The following is a 17,973-nucleotide window of genomic DNA, read 5'->3' as shown; positions in this document are numbered from 1 at the left end:
AGAGGAGACGGGTCGATGAAGGATGAAAAGAGCAAAGAGCGTCTGCGTCTTGTGCGCTTGCTGCGCCAGCTTTTGAAAAACGACGGCCTGATCTCGGATGTCGAGACGGCGCATGGTCGCGACCTCGTGCACCAGGCCGTGTCGCTGGGCCTTGCTGTCCAGCAGGATGGCCGGCTTTCGGCGTCGGCTGAGGCCATGTCCTATCTGCGCCGGGTGATGGTGGAGCGGGAGGAGGAGGGGTTTGCCGCTCAGCATGGCGAGATCGAACAGGTCGGGCTGGTGGTGGAGGGCACACGCCAGACGGTCCGCCGCAATCTCGCCGAATCGCCGCTCGGCACTGTCGCAAGGCTGAAGGAGAGGGACGGGTCGGCCTTCCTGCCATCAGCCGCCGTCGAGGCGGGCGAGCGGCTGCTTGCCGATTTCACCCGCGGCCAGTTGCAGCCGAAGATCACCGCCTCGTGGGAGCCGCGCCTGTCCAGCCGTGCCGATGGCGGCCGCGGCGGGCAGGCGGATGTGGCCGGCAGCGCCCTTGACGCACGACGCCGATTTGGTGCGGCCGTGGAGGCGATGGGACCGGAACTGTCGGGCGTCGCCGTCGACGTCTGCTGCTTTTCGAAAGGGCTCGAACTGGTCGAACGGGAGCGGCAATGGCCGGCACGCTCCGCCAAGCTGATGCTGCGCACCGCGCTTCTCGCACTCGGCCGGCACTACGATCCGCCGCGGCCGGATCCCCGCCGCCGCAGCCACAGTTGGGGAGCAGACGATTACCGGCCGATCCTCTGACAACGTCAGACCGCAGCTATGGCCTGGCGCCTGCGAAACAGGTTGAGGCCGTTGATGTATTTCCGGGCCGGCTGCTCCACCCCGTAGAAGCTCACAAGCGTTGCCACAAACATCGCGGCGACAAGGATAGGCGTCGCCCACCAGGGAGCGATCTCTGCCACCTTGTAAAAGGGCTGCTTCCACAGATAGAGCGAATAGGACCAGATGCCGATCATGGCGAGCGGCTGGAACGACAGGGCGCCGAGCGCTGCCTTTGGCGCCAAATCGATCGTGTTGATGGCAAAGGCGAGAAGCAGCGTCCCGACCGTATAGCGGGCCATATCCGGCGCCGGCAGGATCCACAGCGACAGGCCCAGGATGGCGGCGACAATGGGAGCCGCAGCCGGGACGCGAACCTTGTCGATTAGCACAAACAGCGCCACCGACGCAAAGATCGAGGCCATCCGCACATCGCTCAGCCAGTACACGCTCATGGCGCCCGGTTCGGCAAGACTGGTTCGGATCGCACCGTTCGCCATTGCGGCGATGGCAATTGCCAGGCTGACGAAAGCCGCAGCCCTCGCATTGCGGATGACGACGACGACGAGAAGGGCGAGCAGAACATAACTGTGTTCCTCGACCGACAGCGACCAGACATGCCCCAGCACCGACGACGTGTGGGTCCAGGCCTCGTAATAGTTCGTGGTGAAGGTGATCGCCGCGAGATAGGCGGAAGGCTCCAGCAGGAGATGCGACGGCGCGCCAGCAAGCCCGCCAACGACGGAGACGGCGAGCATCGCCGTGGCAAACACCAGGAGCGCTGGATAGATGCGGGAGAACCGACGCTGGAAGAAGGTCGGAATGTCGGTCTTGCGGACGAGCAGAATATCGGCCATCAGCCGTCCGCTCAAGACGAAGAAGAGTTCGACGCCGAGTGAACCGAAGGGCAGAAGCCCGCCTGAGAAATGGTCGGCGATCACGAACAGGATCGCGATGCCGCGCCATCCGTCCAGGTATGCGATACGGTTTGCCTTGTCCTGCATCCTGCTGCCCTGTGGTTGCTTTTAAACAAGCGAGTAGAGCATCAGTATAACAACGAGGGTCGGCAGTCCTTCACGTCCGGGTGAGCGGGACTACTATCGCGCGACAGGGTTAATACCGGAAATCCGTGTCTTGATCAGGCGGCCTGCATGATCACCGCTTCCTGACGGATGCGCTTGACCATCGAGCGCAGGCCATTCGCGCGCTGTGCCGAAAGATGCTCGACGAGGCCAATCTTGTCGAACACCTCGATCGCATCCGTGGAGGCGATTTCAGACGCATGCTTGCCGGAATAGACCGACAGCACGATTGCGACGAGCCCGCGCACGATATGCGCATCGCTGTCGCCCTCGAACGTCATCACGGGGTCGGCGCTGTCATCGCTGCCGTGGCTGACGACCCAGACCTGGCTGGCGCAGCCCTGTACCTTGTTTTCCGCAGTCTTCTTGTCGTCGGAAAGGTCGGGCATGGCCTTGCCGAGTTCGATCACATAGCGATAGCGGTCCTCCCACTCTTCGAGATAGGCAAAATCGTCGATGATCTGTTCGATGCTGGCCATGGCGTGCGGTCCCGTTTGCGCCTTCATATAGGCGGTCCGGGCCTCGATTAAAGCAAAAAAATCGCCGTGAGGATGTTGGTCCTCACGGCGTCAGCAACAGGCTGATGAGTGTTAAGGCAGTCCGGCACCGGGAACCGTGGCACGAGACCCGGTGCAAGCTTTGAAATTCGTTGGAGAAGCGGTCAGAGCGTCGGGCGCTTGAGCGGCACCGGAATGTTGCGGGGGATCGTGCCGGTCGCAACCTGCTCGCCGCGGGGGGTCTCGATGCTGATGTCGGAAAGCGAACCTGATGGCATCGGGGTGGCTTCTGGGTCGGCCTTCATGGCAAGCTTCGGCTGGCCGTCGCCGAACTGCTTGTCGAGAAGCTCGTAGGCGACACGGGCACCTTCCTTGGCGCGGACACCAAGCACGGCGAGGGTGTCGGCGCCCTTTTCGCAGACTTCGGGACGTTCGCTGCAGATCGCACTGATATACTGATAGGCGCCGCTTGCGGCAGACACCGCATCGGCCACCTGGAGCGGCGAAATGTTGGCGTCATCGGAGGCCGGCTCGGCGCTGAAATAGGACAGCACCACCAGCACGGCTGCGAAGAACACACTTCCCTTGATCAGAAACCACATCGTCTTGGTCCACCTGTTTTGCCCGTTTTCGGGCTTGCCGGCTAAGCTCCAGTCGTCTGGCTTGCCTGTTCCGGTCTTGGCGTCAATCTAGCCGCGGGGAGCGAACATCGCTTTGACGGGTTCGCTCGGGTTTTCGGCAAATTCGATTAAAATGCGACCTTTCCTTGCTCGGGCGGCGGGGTGGACGGATGCTTCCGGACAATTTTAACAAACCGGATTAAGCATAAATGGGGCGGCCCGCCCACGCGCCAAGGGTTGTCGGTCCGCGGATCTGCCCCAATGGTTAATGTATCAGGAAAAATCAAACCAATTCCGACGCTTACGCCCTGTTAACCACAATCAGAAAACAAGCCGTGGATGTGTGCCAAAGCCGGAAAACGGGGCCCTGGACGGGGCTGCGGAAGCCTGTCTTTATAGTTTCCTTAAGCGCACGAGCCCTATTGTGAAGCCTCGAATATGAGACTGAGTAGGTTTTGCGTGCGCGTATTGAGTGACATTGCCGAGAGGGCGGTTCTGCTGGTTGACGGGGCTGCATCCCGTTGGCTGCGACGCATCGGCGAGGGCGAAACCGTCTCTGCCGCGGCCGTCGCGTCGCTGCGCCGGCTTGCCTTTTGCGGTGGCGTCGCCTTCGTTGCCGTGCCGGCTCTTCTCTCCGTCTTTATGAAGCCGGCACTGGCTCTGCCGCTTGGCGCAACCGTCGTTTCGGCGCTCTTCCTGATTCTCGCAGCGCTTGCCTTTGCATGGCCCCGCAATGTCGTCCGGCCGGTCGCCAACGCGCCAGCCGTCGATGATATCGCCTTTCATGCCTGCCCCGGCCTCGCCCTCATCGTCGATCCGCAGGGACGGGTGGTGAAGCTCGGCGGTCGCGACCACGCCGCATTCCCGGACAAACTGAAAGCCGGCCTTGGCGAAATGCTGGCCGAAATCGTCCACGTTTCCGATCGTCTGGCGCTCCTTCAGGCCGTCGATACGTTGCGTCAGGGTGGCCGCAACGCAATCGTCGACATCCGTGTCGAACGTCCCTTCAGCGCCGTCGGCGGCCGGCAGTTCCTGCATATGTCGTTCGACATGTCGGCCATCCGCGACGGCGAAGGCGATCTGGTCCAGATCTTCGTCCAGGCGCTCGATCGCAGTGCCGAAGAGCGCCTGCGGGTCGAAGCCGAAAATCGCACGATCGAGGCGCAGTCGGCCCATGAGGCGAAGTCGCGCTTCCTCGCCGCCGTCAGCCACGAGCTGCGCACCCCGCTCAATGCGATCCTCGGCTTTTCCGATGTTCTGGCCGGCGAATATTTCGGCAAGCTCGCCAATGACCGCCAGCGTGAATATGTCGGCCTCATCCGCCAGTCGGGCGGCCACCTCCTGTCGGTCGTCACCACCATGCTCGACATGTCGAAGATCGAGGCCGGCCGTTACGAGCTGCTCGCCGAACCCTTCCATATCAGCGAAGCGGTCGAAGCCTGCCGTGCGATGCTCGATCACTCGGCTCGCGAAAAGGGCGTCACGCTGACGGCGCGCACCAACCGCAACCTTGCCGAAGTGGTGGCCGACCGTCGCGCGCTGCAGCAGGTCCTGATCAACCTTGCCGGCAACGCCATCAAGTTCACGCCGGCTGGCGGCGTCGTCTCGATCGATGCCACCGTTGTGGCCGGCAAGCTGGTGATCACGGTCAGCGATACCGGTATCGGCATTGCCGCAGACAAGCTTGCGACGATTGGCCAGCCGTTTACGCAAATCGAAAACGATTTGAGCCGCCAGTATGAAGGCACGGGCCTCGGCCTGTCGCTGGTCAAGGGCCTGATCGCCCTGCACGGCGGCCGCTTCACGATCGAAAGCCGTCTCGGCGAGGGTACCGTCGTCACGATCGCCCTGCCAGCCGATGGGTCCGGCATCGAAGGCGCAGCCGTGGATGACGGTGAGGAGAGGGTGGAATTTCCGCCGCGCCTCATGATATCCAACAAGCCAGGCACGAATAGGCAGCAAGCCCACATCGCTCCCGAAATACTTACGACCATGATGGACGAAGAGGATTTTACCGATGGCCCCGCGAAAGCGAAAATCGCCTGAGAGGCGCAAACCGGCAAAACGGCCGGCGCTTGCCCTTCGCGCGGTGACCGCGACGGGGGGAATTGTTGGTGGCGTCGTGGGCGGCGTCCTGACACGCCATCCGCGTCCTGTGTTGGGCGCGGCAGGCTTTGTCGTTCTGTTCAGTTTCGTCGCCGCCAATGCGCTCTGGTACCAGCCGGGCGGACATCCGTCGCCCTTCCTTGCCACACGCGATCCGAAAGACCCGAACGCCATCGCCGGCTACCGGCCCTACAGGCGCATGCCGGCAGAAGACGTCACCACGTTCCGCATCGAACGGTCCGGCGATGCCAAGCCCGTCATCGAACCGGTCGAACAGCCTGCCGAGCAGACCGCTGTCCAACCGGCTCCAATGCCGGCACCCATGCCGGCTCCCGCTGTCGATCCGATCACGACGCTCATCACCGCAGCACCGCCGGTCCCCGGTTCCGACGAGGATCGTGAGCTGGTTGCCGAAATCCAGCGTGAGCTGACGAAGCGCGGTCTCTATGACGGGGCCGATGACGGCGTTACCGGTCCGCGCACCCAGTCGGCCATAGTGCAGTATCAGCAGCGCATGGGGCTGGCGCAATCCGGAGAGGCCGGCAGCGATCTGCTGGCGGCGCTGAAGGCGGAACGCAAGCCCTCGACCGGCTCGCCCTCGAGCGCTGCCGTGCATGTCCCCGTACCCCAGCCATCAGTCGTTGCAAAACCCGCGGCTGACGAGACGGCCCGCGTGCAGCCAAAGCCGATGGCGCAGCCAAAGACCGTGCCTGCGAACCGGCCGGCCGAAAATATCAGTCTGAAGAGTGAAGACCCGGTGGCGGCGGCGATCCGCTCGTCCGAAACCGCAGGTTCGCGGTCGGGCCAGATCCGCATCCCGCCCGCGGATATTCCGACCGGCGGATTGCGTCCGTCGCCTGCGGTCGCGAAGTCGAACGCCGTCATGACGGCGGATATCCCGGCGCCGAAGCTCGTGCTGCAGATCCAGCGTGGGCTGCAGAACATTGCCTATTCGGATGTCGAAGTGGATGGGGTTGCCGGTGCACAGACGAAGGCGGCGATACGCCGTTTCGAAAAGCATTACCGCTTGCCGGAGACCGGTGAACCAAGCGAAGCGGTTTTGAAGAAACTGAAGGCGATCGGCGCGCTCTAAGCCTGAAGCCGCAAGCGCGCCGGGTCGGTTGTTAGAATACGGCCAGATACTTCAGCAGCGCGATGATGCCGATGATCAGAACGATAACCTGGATGATCTGCTTGATCCGTGCTTCGAGCGGCAGGCGCGCGACAAGATAAAGTACGAGGACGATCACGAGGAAGGTGATCAGAATGCTGATAAGAACGCTCAAGGCCCACTCCTTTTTGGCAAAAATGCGGTAGTGGGGTGGGAAATATGACAGCGGTGCCAAAAGGAAAGGGTTGCCAAGCCTTTACCCTCACTTTCTTTTGATTATTTCCGCTTAACGATGCCGTCCGCAGCCGCTATGACGCTGTAATGCGCCTTAAAACCCACATATTTGTCTCCGCCCTGACCCGCCGCGTCTTTGCCATGGGCGACTACGCAGCGGTTGAGAAAAAGGGTGCCGAGGAGGCTGGTGCCATCTTCATCCGCCAACGCTTTCGCGATGGCACCGAAACGCTTTATGCGCCGGCACCGCAAAACTTCTTTGACGACGAGGACGATGGCGGGCGCAAGTTCGAACGGCGTCTGGTGCGGGCAGAGCCCGATACGGTGCGCGAGACGATCGATCGCGAAAAGCGCTTCGACCCGGATCTCTGGGTGGTCGAGATCGAGGTGGACGAGATCGGCGACCTGATCGAGGTCGTCAGCGCCGATGCTCGATAGGCCTTACCGGCCGCGGCCGGCGCGTCTCATGCTGGCCGATGTACGGAATGGCCGCTCGGCCTCTTCGGTCGCGTGGCGGGCAGGGGCCTCGACGGGTTGCGCAACCGGTCGCTCCGCATAGGTATAGCCGTCGGCCCGGCGCCAGGCTTCGAGCCTTCGTCCGCATTCGTCGATATCGAGAACCAGCCACATGGCCGTCGCCCGGCTTGCACCGTCAAGCTGTTCGTGTGCGAGGTGACCGTAGAACCTTTCCAGCACGAAGACGGCTTCCGCTTCGTCCATGAACAGACCCTTGAGCGTCGTCGCCAGCTGCTGGCCGGAGATATCGAGCATGATCCGTTGTGCGAGCCAGCGGCTGGCCGACAGCGCGTCTGCCAGAACGCCGGCAAACAGCGTCGCCTCGCGGGCACGGGCAAATCGGACCAGAAGGGCGGCATGCGTTTCGCTGAGCTGCCGCAGACCCTGCCGGTCGTCGCTCTGGCGTTCCATATGGCCGGCCAGAAGCTTGATGCGGCGGCGCAGCTCCTCTTCGCGCGCAGCCCGGGCTTCCTCGGGCAGCAGAAAGTCGTCTTCGGCCTTTGGGGTTTCGACCGGCGTGTCTGCCGGGGGTTCGACCACGGTCGACATGGCCTCGATCGCGGCAGCGGGAAGCTCGCGCCGTTCGGTGATCGGCCTTGCGATCGTATCATAGCGCATGCCGACCAGCGCATCGATGACGATCGGCGACAGGCTTTCGCGCTTGGCGATCGCGCGGGCGTGGTTGACGCCCTGGCTGCGGGCGATGGTGATCAGCGCATCGTTGGAAAGGCAGGGCGAGGCAATCAGGAAGGGTGCGGCGACTGCGATCGGCTGGCTTCCGATGAAAAAGGCGACGGCCGGCGGAATGGCGGGTGATTGCGAAAGGGCTGCCACCGCATCGCGGCGGGCTTCTTCCGAAGAGGCGGCAAACAGCGGTGCGAACAGCTCGGCGAACTGTCTCAGTTCGGAGCGGGAAGGACGCGACAGGCTTTCGAAGCTCGTGACGGTGGCCATCAACACCACATCCTTTTTTCGCATGGCTTGTGGCCTCTCAAGGTCTCGAAACTCGTTGGTCACGGGCAACTCTCATCTACGCAATACATGTCCGAAACGCGTGATGCCGCCGGGGTAAACACGCGCCCCGGTGCATCTCATCTACCTGTGCCTGGGGAACTCCCCGGAGCATATTCCGCCGGATGCAGCTGTCTCTCGCGCCGCGCCCGTCGGTTTCGCCTTGGTTTACCAGATGCTAACGCTTTGAGGGTTAACGGTCAGTGAAAGCGGCTCGTTTTGGCGCACCGATGACCGTTCGAAAACGACAAAATCGTGCCGTTCGAAGACTGTGAAGTTTGTATGACGCGGTGAACAAAGATGCCGTTTTGGCGTTCATCAGCCTGATACCAGCATACGTCGATATCAACTGCCATATTAGAATTAACTCACTGTTAATCCACGTCTGGCTGTATTGGTCTGTAACCGCTGCGTAGCATCTGGTTTGATAAGCGTCTGGGCACCCTGAAAGCCCGTAAAACGGGGTAGATGGCCCGAAGGCTCGCATAACGACCGTGAGGTCGCTTTTCTAAGGTAATGTCGCTGCGCCGCGATTGGGCGCTCTGACGAGAAGGACGCGGATGTTCCTGCTGTATCAGGCAGGTCGCGTCAGCCCCGAAAGGGCAGGGTGAGATATCTTCGTCTTCATCCGTCTCGAATTCGTAAAGTCACGGAGACGAGCATGGCAGAGATCGTGATACTGAACAAATGGCGTGACCAGCATGGCCGCAAGCCGCAGATCCGCATCGGCGAGGCCGATCCCGGCGAAGTGGTGCTGTTTACCGGCGTGCGCTACGAGCGTTTCGACGACCGGATGGACCGCAAGGCCGAAAACCACGCCGTTCGCGCCGAGTAGGCCGGTACGAAACGGACCTAGAAGCGGCTTCTGCCGCGCCACTGGAACGCGCCACAATCCTCGTCCTTCAGAAACTGTGTGGCTGCCTCAGAAAAACTCGCCTGCGGCGTCAGCGCCCGCAGCACTGCATAGCCTTCGCCCGACTGGCTCTCGACAAGGATCGACTGGCTGATCCCGGTGGGCAGGCTTTTGCGCAGCATCGTCATCTGCGTCGGCGTCGCGATCACCACATCCAGCATGCCGCCCGGCGACGTTCGGTCGTTGATGCTGAACACCTCGTTGGACGCCCCGTCATAGATGCCGAGCGACCAGAACGGCAGGCCGGTATTTTCAGCCGTCAGCCTGACCGGGCCTTCCGATACGTCAAAACCGCAGACCGCGGTCTCCACGAAGGGATCGTCCTTGGAAAGACCAGCCCGGTCCGCCGCTTCTGTCAGTCGATAGAACCGTTGCGTTTCGCCTTCCTTCAGCACCCGCGTATAGGCATCGTTTTCCGAAAAATGCGGCAGTGCGAGCACGATGATCAAATGCAGCAGTGCTGCCCCGACCAGCCCTGCCGCGACAGCAAATGCCAGACCTGTGAAAAACCGCCGGATCATGGGCCGCATCCGATCTTTTCAATGAGCGGCATGGCAAGGTCGATCAGTCCGGAACTGCCCGCGGTCGGCGTGTCGAACAGGGTGAGGACGAGCCTGAAGTCCCCGCTTTGTGTGAGAGCCAGCCAGTTGCCGGACTTGGCCGTCGGCGATGCGGTGATTTCGAACTCGCCATTCGGCTGGCGCAGCGTGATGCGCGAATTGAGCGCCTGCGGCAAATCCGACGACAGCGAGGGTGCAGCAGCCCCGGGCGCCTGCGCAAACAGCGTCCAGAACCGTGCCTGCGGCGTGTGACCCCGGATCCTGTAGGAGCAGCTTGCCACAAGCCGCTCGCCTGTCATGTCGGTCGTCGCGGTAAAGGTCAGGCCTTCGGCGCTGGCATAAAGAAGCTTTCCGGCATTGGCCCGGTGCGATTTGGCATAAGGGTCTGCATCGGCCGTCTGCGCCTGCGGAAACGCCTCCCAAGGCCCGATCCGGAGCGCCCCGAACCCGGTCGTCGCATCAAGCGCCAGCCGGGTCGACCAGATCCCGCCGCCGAATGCGATGGCAAGTGCAACGGCGATGAGGAAGGGGATACGGAACACGGGATTGGCTTTGTGTCTTTTTGGAGCGTTCGCGAAGGGTTAGCATTGTTTGGCGGGAAGGGGGAAGGGCCTCGCGCGGCATATTGATTGCTATGACGGCATGCGTTATGGTTCCGCATGATCAAAGATTTTGCAGATCGTGAGACCGAACGGATCTGGGACGGCCTGCGAAGCCGCAGGCTACCTGGAGATATTCAGTCACCCGCATTGCGGAAACTGCGTCTGCTCAATCAGGCGCGTGTGCTGTTGGATCTGAACGTGCCGCCTGGAAATCGTCTCGAGGCGCTGCGCGGGAACCGAGCAGGGCAACATTCGATACGCATCAACGATCAGTGGCGCATATGTTTCATTTGGACTGACGGAGGCCCCGAACATGTTGAAATCGTCGACTACCACAGCTGATGCTGAATGGCTGCCGAACCCGCATCCCGGCGAGATTCTTCTGGAGGATTTCTTAAAGCCGATGCAGCTTAGCCAGAACGGGCTTGCCCGTGCCGTCGGCGTTCCACCCCGGCGCATCAACGAGATCGTGCTTGGCAAGCGCTCGATCACAGCCGATACGGATCTCCGTCTGGCACGCTATTTCGGCATGTCGGAAGGCGTCTTTCTCGGCCTGCAGGCTGATTACGAGCTTCTTCGCCGCCGCCGCGAACTCGGAGATGAGCTCGAGCGGATCACCCCGCACGCTGCCTGAGGCCAACCTAGCTAGCGCCGCACTTCCAGATTGATCGGCGTCACCTTCGCCGTCGATTGTTTCGGCTGATGCCGGGTCGATATCGAGCCCGTCACGGGACCGGCTTCCGGCACCGACGCCTTGTCGCTTTGGGTAGCGGCGCCCTGGACCTTGTCACCCTGAACAGACGTTGCCTGTCCGTCGACAGCTGGCTTGCCGGCATCGGCGACCTTGGGGCCGCCCGCTGCAAGCGGTGGAGCCTCGGACAGCGCCTTGCCGATCTGCTTGAGCGTTCTGGTGGCTTCGGCCGAAAGCGAGCGCGGTCTTTGCAGCGGCGGCAGGGCATTCTCGCCTTCCTTCGCTTTCGCAATTTCCTGGCTCTTCTTGTCGCTCTTGTGGTCGCCGTTCGGCAGTGGGTTTTCGATGCCGGGAATGGGTTTCAGCTCGATCCCCTGATGGGCGTAGTCCATCAGCACCTTGAAGGTCATCGCCGGAAGCGAGCCGCCGGTCATGTTGTTCATCGAGGTGAAGTCGTCGTTCCCGAACCACACCGCCGTCGTGTAATTGCCGGTAAAGCCGATAAACCAGGCGTCGCGATAGCTCTGCGACGTGCCGGTCTTGCCGCCGGTGACGATGCCACCATCGAGTGCCGCGCGCCGCGCCGTGCCCTGATAGGGGATCGTCGTCAGGATGCGGTTCATCGATGAGGTCGCCTGTTCGGACAGAACCCGCTTCGCCGGCACCTCGTCGCGGCCGAAATCGTAGAGAATGTTGCCGCCGTAGCCCAGAACCTGCTCGATTCCGTGGCGATGCGATTGCACGCCGCCGGCCGGCATCACCGCATAGGCGGTGGCCTGGTCGAGTACCGTTACCTCGGACGTGCCGAGCGGGATCGTCTTGTCGCTTCTGAGCGGCGTCTCGACACCAAAAGCCTTTGCGGTGTTGACGATGACGTCGGTGCCGAGCACATCCTTGGCAAGCCGGACAGGCACCGTGTTGAGCGATTGCTGCATGGCGCTCATCAGGGTGACCTTGCCCTTGTAGGAGCGACCGTAATTCTGCGGCGACCAGCCCCGCCAGGTGATCGGAGCGTCGGAGATCACCGACTCCGGCTTGTATCCGTGCTCCATCGCGGCGGAGTAGGTATAAAGCTTGAACGACGAGCCCGGTTGTCTCAGCGCCTTGGTGGCACGGTTGAACTGGCTCTCGCCATAGTCGCGGCCGCCGACCATGGCGCGCACGCCGCCGCCGTTTTCGATCATCACCATGGCGCCCTGCTTCACCTTGAAGCTGTCGCCGTATTCGCGAAGGCTGGTTTCCATCGCGGCATCGGCTGCCTGCTGCAGGCCCATGTCGATCGTGGTCCTGACCACCATCGAATGCTCGCGGATCTTGCCGGCCTTGGCCAGCCGCTGCACCTCGTCGAAAGCCCAGTCGAGGAAATAGTCTGGCGACTTGACCTCGGCGCGGTCGATCGCGGTTGCCGGCGTGCGGCGGGCCGCGATCACCTGGCCCTCCGACATCAGGCCTGACTGTACAAGGTTGGACAGAACGTCGTTGGCGCGGGCGCGCGCAGCCGGCAGGTTCACATGCGGCGCATATTTCGCCGGTGCCTTGAACAGGCCGGCCAGCATCGCGCTTTCCGCAAGGCTGACTTCGGTGATGTTCTTGCCGAAATAGAACTGGCTTGCCGCGGCTGCCCCGAACGTGCCGCCGCCCATATAGGCGCGGTCGAGATAGAGCGACAGGATCTCTTTCTTCGAAAGGTTCGCCTCCAGCCACATGGCCAGAAACGCTTCCTTGATCTTGCGCTCGATCGACCGTTCGTTGGTGAGGAACAGGTTCTTCGCCAGCTGCTGGGTGAGAGTCGATCCGCCCTGGACGACGCCGCCGGCCTTGGCGTTTTCGGAAAGCGCGCGGCCGAGGCCGATGAAGTCGATCCCGTAGTGATCGAAGAAGCGGCGGTCCTCGGTCGCCAGCACCGCCTTGATCAGGTGGTCGGGCAGTTGCTCGATCGGAACCGAGCCTTCATGGATGATGCCGCGATGGCCGATGACGTTGCCGTAGCGGTCGAGAAAGGTGACGGCGAAATCGCCCCGGTTGCGCCAGTCTTCCTTGGTTTCTTCAAAGGCTGGCTGGGCAAGCGCCAGAAGCGCAACGCAACCGACCGTGCCGAGCGTCATAGCCTCGCCGGCAAGCTCGAAACCAAGCTTTTTCAAGCCTGTAACGCGGAACCGTCGGAAGAAGATGGTGATCTCTTCCCAGACTTCGCCGGCCCGGAAACCGAGGTTCCAGACAGTAGAATCGATCCAGCTGTCGATCCGCAGGAGGATGTGGCGCTTCTTGCGCGAGGAGCCGGAGCGCTCTTGCTTAACCGGTGATTTCGGATGGTCCTGCACTGGAAGTTCCTGCCCCATTTCCCCCATCGCCCGATGAGAAACGCTTGACGCCGACCCCCCGGAGGGATCAAAGGCATGAGCGTCTCACCGTTATTCAGCATTAGCTGACAAAAGGTTTATGCGCGATAGAGAATCCGCAACAGGGTAAAGGCGGCAGGGGAAAATTGGTCCCCATCCGCGACAGATATGATGATGGAAGACGCATTCTGGAAAACCAAGACGCTTGAGGATCTGTCCCAGCAGGAGTGGGAAAGCCTGTGCGATGGCTGCGGGCTCTGCTGTCTCAACAAGCTCGAGGATTACGACACGGGCGAGGTGGCTTTCACCTCGGTTGCCTGCCGGCTTCTCGACGGCACGAGCTGCCAGTGCAAGGACTATCCCAACCGCCAGGCGACCGTTCCGGAATGCATCCAGCTGACGCCGGCCCAGGTGGACGAAATCCCCTGGCTGCCGCCGACCTGCGGCTACCGCCTGGTGCGCGACGGCCATGATCTTTACTGGTGGCACCCGCTGATCTCAGGCGATCCGGAAACGGTTCACCAGGCCGGCATCTCGGCCCGCGGCCGCACGATCAGCGAAGAAGAGGTCGATGTCGAGGATTTTGAGGACTATCTGATCGACTGGCCACTGCATGTCGGCGAGGCACAGCGGGGCTAGGTAGGAGAGCCTCGGGATCTCCCCAAGCGCAACTGGTTCTTTTGTGGTCGGGACAGAATGTACCGGGCGGCAGATGCGTTGATCAGGTCTTTCGCCAGGGAAAGTCCTCGCCCGGAAAACCTAGCGGAATTTCGGGTTCCGTCGTTGCCTTTCGGATCGTGTAGGGGCGATCCCCACCCACTTCCACCGGAGTCCCGGCCGCATCGACCGCCAGCAGCCCGACGAGATCGGCCGGTGCGCTGCGGACATAGATCTCGGCTCTATCAATGGCCTGTTGCAGGAGTTCGCGAATAACGTCAGCGCCAAGAGCGCCGGAGATTCCCTTGACGGACTGGTAGTCGGTCGAAGCAACCGACAATCCCTTGTGGCGGATCTCGTCCGTGATGCGAACCGGCGAATAGTGTGGCGGTTTTCCCGCTGCTGCCATGACGAGCGGACCGAGCGCGCAGAAGCGTTCAGCGATCAGAATGAGATCCACGTAGTCGCGGGCCTTGCGTCGGGTGGAGGCCGCTAGAACCTTGTTAACGGCAAGATCGGCCTGATGCAGTCGCATCCCCCATTCGGGGTCGTCCACAAGGGGGAAAAAGCGCTGTCGCGTCTCGCTCATCCACTGGATCAGGGTTGCCTCGCCGGCACGGCTGACGGTTGCCTCGACGCAGCCATAGATGAACACGTCGATTGCCACATGGAAGCCATGGCACCGCAGCGCCTCGATGTCGCGCGTGGCGATTTCGCCGATTTCCTCGTCCGTATCGTTGAAGATGTCGATGTCGTCCGACTGACGCGGCCAGTTGCGGTTAAGCAGCAGGCCACCGGCCAGATAGCTGGTTTCGGATCGATTGCCGGCAATGACCGCGAGGATGGCTTTCTGCAGGTCGGTGGGAGCCACGTCACTCGTCCAGTTCAGCAATTAGCTTTCGCCCGAGGGCAAAGGCGCGGGCGTCGCCGCGTTCCATCAAGGCGTTGGCAATGACACGGGCTCGGTCCGTGAGGGTGTGCAGCCGGTCGAGGTCGATGTTGTCGAGGATGCGCAACCGGTAAAGCGTGACGGCCTGATCGCAGAGCGCCTGTATCCTGCCTCTTTTATCTCGGTGCGCATCACGCATCGCTGCAGCGCTTGCGAGTATATCCTGCCGTTGCGACGCTGGGACCAGCACTTCGACCCGGACAAGATGCGCTGCACCTCCGCTTTCGCGATATCGCTTCATTCTGTCGCGCACCGGCATAGCGAACTCCCTTCATCGTAGAATAGGCGTATCCCGGATACGGTACAAGCATCCGCCAAAGCTAAATACCCGGCTAGCCCTTGACCTTCCCATGATGGGAAGCCCTACATGGTGATGCGAAGAGGATCGCGACCCATGAACCAGATTATTCGCCCCATCCATCGCTCCGAACCGATCACCGTGCCCGTCGAGGGCATGACCTGTGCCTCCTGCGTGCGCCGGGTGGAAACCGCGGCGGCCAAAGTGGCGGGCGTCGAAAAAAGCGCTGTCAACTTTGCAACGAAGAAGCTCACGGTCGAGACGGGCGCGGGGTTTGATCCGGAGACGCTGGAGGCGGCTGTCCGCAAGATGGGCTACGAGATCCCCGACGGCGCGATGGCTCTTGCGCTGCGGGAAGCAGGTTTTGACGCGGGCTCTGATCATCACCCGGCGTTGAAGCCTGCGGAGACGAGCGCGCAGGCTGATCATACCCATGCTGATCATACCGGGGCCGCCCATTCCCAAGCCGAGCATCCGCATCCAACGCATGAAAACGCCGCTCACGACCATGCCCATATGCATGGCGGTGAAGCGGGTGTCCTGAAGCGTGATCTCGCCATTGCGGCAATGCTGACGTTGCCGCTGTTCGTGCTGGAGATGACGGGTCACGTCTACGCGCCGTTCCATCACTGGCTGATGGAAGTCATCGACACGCAGAACCTCCACTACCTCTACTTCGTGCTGGCAACGGTGGTGATTTTCGGACCGGGTCTTCGGTTCCTGAAGCTTGGTCTGCCGGCCCTGTTGCGGGGCCATCCGGAGATGAATTCGCTGGTCGCGGTGGGCGTTCTTGCCGCCTATGGCTATTCGGTGTTTGCGACCTTCGCGCCCGGCCTGCTGCCGGAAAGCGCGCGCTTTGTCTATTATGAAGCCGCCGCCGTCATCGTGACGCTGATCCTGTTCGGCCGCCTGCTGGAGGCGCGTGCCACAGGCCGCACCGGCGAGGCAATCGAGAAACTGGCCGGTCTGCAGGCGAAAACCGCGCGGGTCGAACGGAGCGGGGCGGTCGTCGATATTCCCTCGTCCGAGGTCGTGGTCGGCGATATCGTCGGGATCCGTCCCGGCGAACGTCTGCCGGTCGATGGCACCGTGATCGACGGGCAATCGAATGTTGATGAATCGATGATCACAGGTGAGCCGCTGCCGGTCGAGAAGATGGCGGGCGCGTCCGTCACCGCCGGAACGGTCAACCGCACCGGCTCCTTCCGTTTCCGCGCCGAAAAGGTCGGCCGCGATACGGCGCTTGCCGGCATCATCCGGCTGGTGGAACAGGCGCAGGGCGCCAAACTGCCGATCCAGACGCTGGTGGACAAGGTGACTGCGTGGTTCGTGCCGGCCGTGATGCTTCTGGCGGTCGTTACATTCGTCGTCTGGTTCCTGGTGGGACCGGAGCCGCGGCTGTCGCATGCGCTGGTGGCGGCGGTGGCGGTGCTGATCATTGCCTGCCCCTGCGCCATGGGTCTCGCCGTCCCGGTCTCGATCGTCGTCGGGGCGGGCAGGGCGGCGGGCATCGGCGTGCTCTTCCGCAAGGGCGATGCGCTGCAGGCGCTGTCGGATGTGGATCTCGTCGTGTTCGACAAGACTGGCACGGTCACGATGGGACGGCCGCAGCTGACGGATCTGGATGTCGTGGACGGGTTATCGGAAGACGAGGTTCTGCGCCTCACCGCCGCCGTCGAGCGTCGCTCCGAACACCCGATTGCGGATGCGATCGTCAAGGCGGCGGAGGCGAAGGGTCTGGTCTTGGCCGAGACCGAGGATTTCCGCTCCGTCACCGGCTACGGCATCAGTGCCCGCGTCGATGGCCGGGACATTTCGGTCGGCGCCGACAGGTTCATGGACAAGCTCGCCATTTCGGTCGCACCACTGGAACAGACGGCCGCCCGGTTGGCCGGCGAGGGCAAGTCGCCGCTCTATACCGCGATAGACGGTCGTCTGGCGGCGGTGATTGCCGTTGCCGATCCGCTGAAGCCTTCGAGCGTTCAAGCCATCAAGGCGTTGCGGAAGATGGGCGTCGAGGTCGCCATGGTGACCGGCGACAACCATCGCACGGCACAAGCGATTGCAGCCCAGGTGGGAATCGACGCGGTCGTTGCCGAGGTTCTGCCCGAGGGCAAGGTGAAGGCGCTGGATGATCTGCGGACGGGTAGCGGTTCCACTGCTCTGTCCTCGCCACAGGCGACTTCGCCTCGGCCGCGCCGGATCGCCTTTGTCGGCGACGGTATCAACGATGCGCCGGCGCTGGCGCATGCGGATGTCGGCATTGCCATCGGTACCGGCACGGATGTGGCGATCGAGAGCGCAGATGTGGTGCTGGTCGGCGGCGATCTGACCGGCGTGGTGTCGGCGATCGCGATCAGCCGCGAGACGATGCGCAATATCAGGCAGAACCTGTTCTGGGCGTTCGGCTATAACGTGGCGCTGATCCCGCTCGCCGCCGGTGTGTTCTATCCCTTGCTCGGATTGACGCTTTCGCCGATGCTGGGTGCCGCCGCCATGGCGCTGTCGAGCACGTTCGTGCTTGGCAATGCGCTGCGATTGAAAACCGTCGCACTGGGAGAGAAAGCGTGAATATCGGCGAGGCCGCACAGGCATCCGGCGTTTCGGCCAAGATGATCCGCTATTACGAGGAGATCGGCCTGATTACGCCGGCCGCCCGCACCGGCAACAATTACCGGACCTATGGCAGCGATCAGGTGCATGTGCTGCGCTTCATCAAGCGCGCCCGCTCGCTGGGTTTTTCGCTGGAGGAAACGCAGGCGCTCTTGAAACTGTGGCAGGACCGCAGCCGCGAGAGCGCCGCCGTCAAGGACATCGCCACCACCCATATCGACGATCTGGAGCGGCGCATCGCGGAGATGCAGGGCATGGTCAAGACATTGAAGCACCTTGCCCATTGCTGCGGTGGAAACGACCGTCCCGACTGCCCGATCCTCGACGACCTTGCCGGTTCCGCGTCACCGGCTCATACAGATTGAAGAAGGAG

19 protein-coding genes and 1 pseudogene are annotated in these 17,973 nt (G+C 62.3%); 10 read left to right on the top strand and 10 right to left on the bottom strand.

Features of this window, described 5'->3' with window-relative positions; translation table 11 throughout:
* Nucleotides 1-15: 15 nt before the first annotated feature.
* Nucleotides 16-783 (top strand): DUF6456 domain-containing protein, encoded by a 768-nt coding sequence (locus tag ACQY1L_RS10370; RefSeq protein ID WP_430240823.1) that lies wholly within the window; start codon nt 16-18, stop codon nt 781-783.
* 5 nt (nt 784-788) lie between these two features.
* Here the strand turns inward: ACQY1L_RS10370 and ACQY1L_RS10365 are convergent, their stop codons facing one another.
* The 3 genes from ACQY1L_RS10365 to ACQY1L_RS10355 form a co-directional block, all read right to left on the bottom strand.
* Nucleotides 789-1,805 carry an acyltransferase family protein gene (locus tag ACQY1L_RS10365; RefSeq protein WP_430240822.1) on the bottom strand — a complete coding sequence of 339 codons (1,017 nt, stop codon included), beginning with the start codon at nt 1,803-1,805 and terminating at the stop codon, nt 789-791.
* Nucleotides 1,806-1,939: 134 nt separating this feature from the next.
* The gene (locus ACQY1L_RS10360) at nt 1,940-2,362 is read right to left on the bottom strand and encodes a SufE family protein (RefSeq protein WP_062453480.1); all 423 of its coding nucleotides are present in this window, start codon (nt 2,360-2,362) and stop codon (nt 1,940-1,942) included.
* A gap of 182 nt (nt 2,363-2,544) precedes the next feature.
* A complete protein-coding gene (locus tag ACQY1L_RS10355; protein WP_092661655.1) occupies nt 2,545-2,982 on the bottom strand; it encodes a DUF5330 domain-containing protein in 438 nt (145 codons plus the stop codon).
* Nucleotides 2,983-3,438: 456 nt separating this feature from the next.
* Here ACQY1L_RS10355 and ACQY1L_RS10350 point away from each other — a divergent pair, with 456 nt between their 5' ends.
* Entirely contained in the window at nt 3,439-5,046 is a 1,608-nt protein-coding gene (locus ACQY1L_RS10350; RefSeq protein ID WP_162759516.1) for a sensor histidine kinase, read from the top strand.
* Complete coding sequence (locus tag ACQY1L_RS10345; RefSeq protein WP_430240821.1) at nt 5,018-6,199, top strand: peptidoglycan-binding protein; 1,182 nt, start codon at nt 5,018-5,020, stop codon at nt 6,197-6,199. Before ACQY1L_RS10350 ends, ACQY1L_RS10345 begins: the two co-directional genes overlap by 29 nt.
* Before the next feature lie 31 nt (nt 6,200-6,230).
* On the opposite strand, the gene ACQY1L_RS10340 is transcribed toward ACQY1L_RS10345, so the two are convergent.
* Nucleotides 6,231-6,392, bottom strand: a complete 162-nt coding sequence (locus ACQY1L_RS10340; protein WP_092662461.1) for a Thivi_2564 family membrane protein — start codon at nt 6,390-6,392, stop codon at nt 6,231-6,233.
* Between the two features lie 146 nt (nt 6,393-6,538).
* On the opposite strand from ACQY1L_RS10340, the gene ACQY1L_RS10335 reads away from it, so the two are divergent.
* A complete protein-coding gene (locus ACQY1L_RS10335; RefSeq protein ID WP_092661659.1) occupies nt 6,539-6,889 on the top strand; it encodes a DUF1491 family protein in 351 nt (116 codons plus the stop codon).
* A 3-nt stretch (nt 6,890-6,892) separates the two neighbouring features.
* Here the strand turns inward: ACQY1L_RS10335 and ACQY1L_RS10330 are convergent, their stop codons facing one another.
* Nucleotides 6,893-7,984: a DUF2336 domain-containing protein gene (locus ACQY1L_RS10330; protein ID WP_430240820.1), complete on the bottom strand. Its 1,092-nt coding sequence runs from the start codon at nt 7,982-7,984 to the stop codon at nt 6,893-6,895.
* 655 nt (nt 7,985-8,639) lie between these two features.
* On the opposite strand from ACQY1L_RS10330, the gene ACQY1L_RS10325 reads away from it, so the two are divergent.
* Entirely contained in the window at nt 8,640-8,813 is a 174-nt protein-coding gene (locus tag ACQY1L_RS10325; protein ID WP_156461810.1) for a hypothetical protein, read from the top strand.
* Between the two features lie 17 nt (nt 8,814-8,830).
* Here ACQY1L_RS10325 and ACQY1L_RS10320 read toward each other — a convergent pair whose 3' ends face one another.
* Together ACQY1L_RS10320 and ACQY1L_RS10315 are read right to left on the bottom strand one after the other, a co-directional pair.
* Nucleotides 8,831-9,412: a DUF1254 domain-containing protein gene (locus tag ACQY1L_RS10320; RefSeq protein ID WP_430261849.1), complete on the bottom strand. Its 582-nt coding sequence runs from the start codon at nt 9,410-9,412 to the stop codon at nt 8,831-8,833.
* Nucleotides 9,409-9,993, bottom strand: a complete 585-nt coding sequence (locus tag ACQY1L_RS10315) for a DUF1214 domain-containing protein (protein ID WP_113111217.1) — start codon at nt 9,991-9,993, stop codon at nt 9,409-9,411. The genes ACQY1L_RS10320 and ACQY1L_RS10315 overlap by 4 nt, the downstream gene beginning before the upstream one ends.
* A 117-nt stretch (nt 9,994-10,110) precedes the next feature.
* Here ACQY1L_RS10315 and ACQY1L_RS10310 point away from each other — a divergent pair, with 117 nt between their 5' ends.
* Both ACQY1L_RS10310 and ACQY1L_RS10305 read left to right on the top strand, forming a co-directional pair.
* Nucleotides 10,111-10,395, top strand: coding sequence for a type II toxin-antitoxin system RelE/ParE family toxin (locus tag ACQY1L_RS10310; protein WP_113111216.1), 285 nt, complete (start codon nt 10,111-10,113; stop codon nt 10,393-10,395).
* Nucleotides 10,367-10,687, top strand: a complete 321-nt coding sequence (locus ACQY1L_RS10305; RefSeq protein WP_113111215.1) for a HigA family addiction module antitoxin — start codon at nt 10,367-10,369, stop codon at nt 10,685-10,687. Before ACQY1L_RS10310 ends, ACQY1L_RS10305 begins: the two co-directional genes overlap by 29 nt.
* 197 nt (nt 10,688-10,884) lie before the next feature.
* Here the strand turns inward: ACQY1L_RS10305 and ACQY1L_RS10300 are convergent.
* A pseudogene (locus ACQY1L_RS10300) lies at nt 10,885-13,092 on the bottom strand (transglycosylase domain-containing protein); the annotation flags it as partial.
* A 162-nt stretch (nt 13,093-13,254) separates the two neighbouring features.
* Between ACQY1L_RS10300 and ACQY1L_RS10295 the strand changes: the two are divergent.
* Nucleotides 13,255-13,722, top strand: a complete 468-nt coding sequence (locus ACQY1L_RS10295; protein ID WP_092662467.1) for a YcgN family cysteine cluster protein — start codon at nt 13,255-13,257, stop codon at nt 13,720-13,722.
* An 82-nt stretch (nt 13,723-13,804) separates the two neighbouring features.
* On the opposite strand, the gene ACQY1L_RS10290 is transcribed toward ACQY1L_RS10295, so the two are convergent.
* Together ACQY1L_RS10290 and ACQY1L_RS10285 are read right to left on the bottom strand one after the other, a co-directional pair.
* Nucleotides 13,805-14,611: a hypothetical protein gene (locus tag ACQY1L_RS10290; RefSeq protein ID WP_192076623.1), complete on the bottom strand. Its 807-nt coding sequence runs from the start codon at nt 14,609-14,611 to the stop codon at nt 13,805-13,807.
* A gap of 1 nt (nt 14,612) precedes the next feature.
* On the bottom strand, nt 14,613-14,948 hold the full coding sequence (locus ACQY1L_RS10285; protein ID WP_192076624.1) for a hypothetical protein: 336 nt from the start codon (nt 14,946-14,948) through the stop codon (nt 14,613-14,615).
* Between the two features lie 135 nt (nt 14,949-15,083).
* On the opposite strand from ACQY1L_RS10285, the gene ACQY1L_RS10280 reads away from it, so the two are divergent.
* Together ACQY1L_RS10280 and cueR are read left to right on the top strand one after the other, a co-directional pair.
* Nucleotides 15,084-17,558, top strand: coding sequence for a heavy metal translocating P-type ATPase (locus ACQY1L_RS10280; protein ID WP_430240819.1), 2,475 nt, complete (start codon nt 15,084-15,086; stop codon nt 17,556-17,558).
* A complete protein-coding gene (gene cueR, locus ACQY1L_RS10275; protein ID WP_113111210.1) occupies nt 17,555-17,965 on the top strand; it encodes a Cu(I)-responsive transcriptional regulator in 411 nt (136 codons plus the stop codon). Before ACQY1L_RS10280 ends, cueR begins: the two co-directional genes overlap by 4 nt.
* The last annotated feature ends 8 nt before the right edge of the window (nt 17,966-17,973 follow it).

Origin of the sequence: Neorhizobium sp. DAR64862/K0K3 (assembly GCF_050500185.1) — a bacterium.
Classification (GTDB): Bacteria; Pseudomonadota; Alphaproteobacteria; order Rhizobiales; family Rhizobiaceae; genus Neorhizobium; species Neorhizobium soli.
The sequence above is the reverse complement of the archived record's forward strand: the minus strand, read 5'-3'. Positions and strand labels throughout refer to the sequence as shown.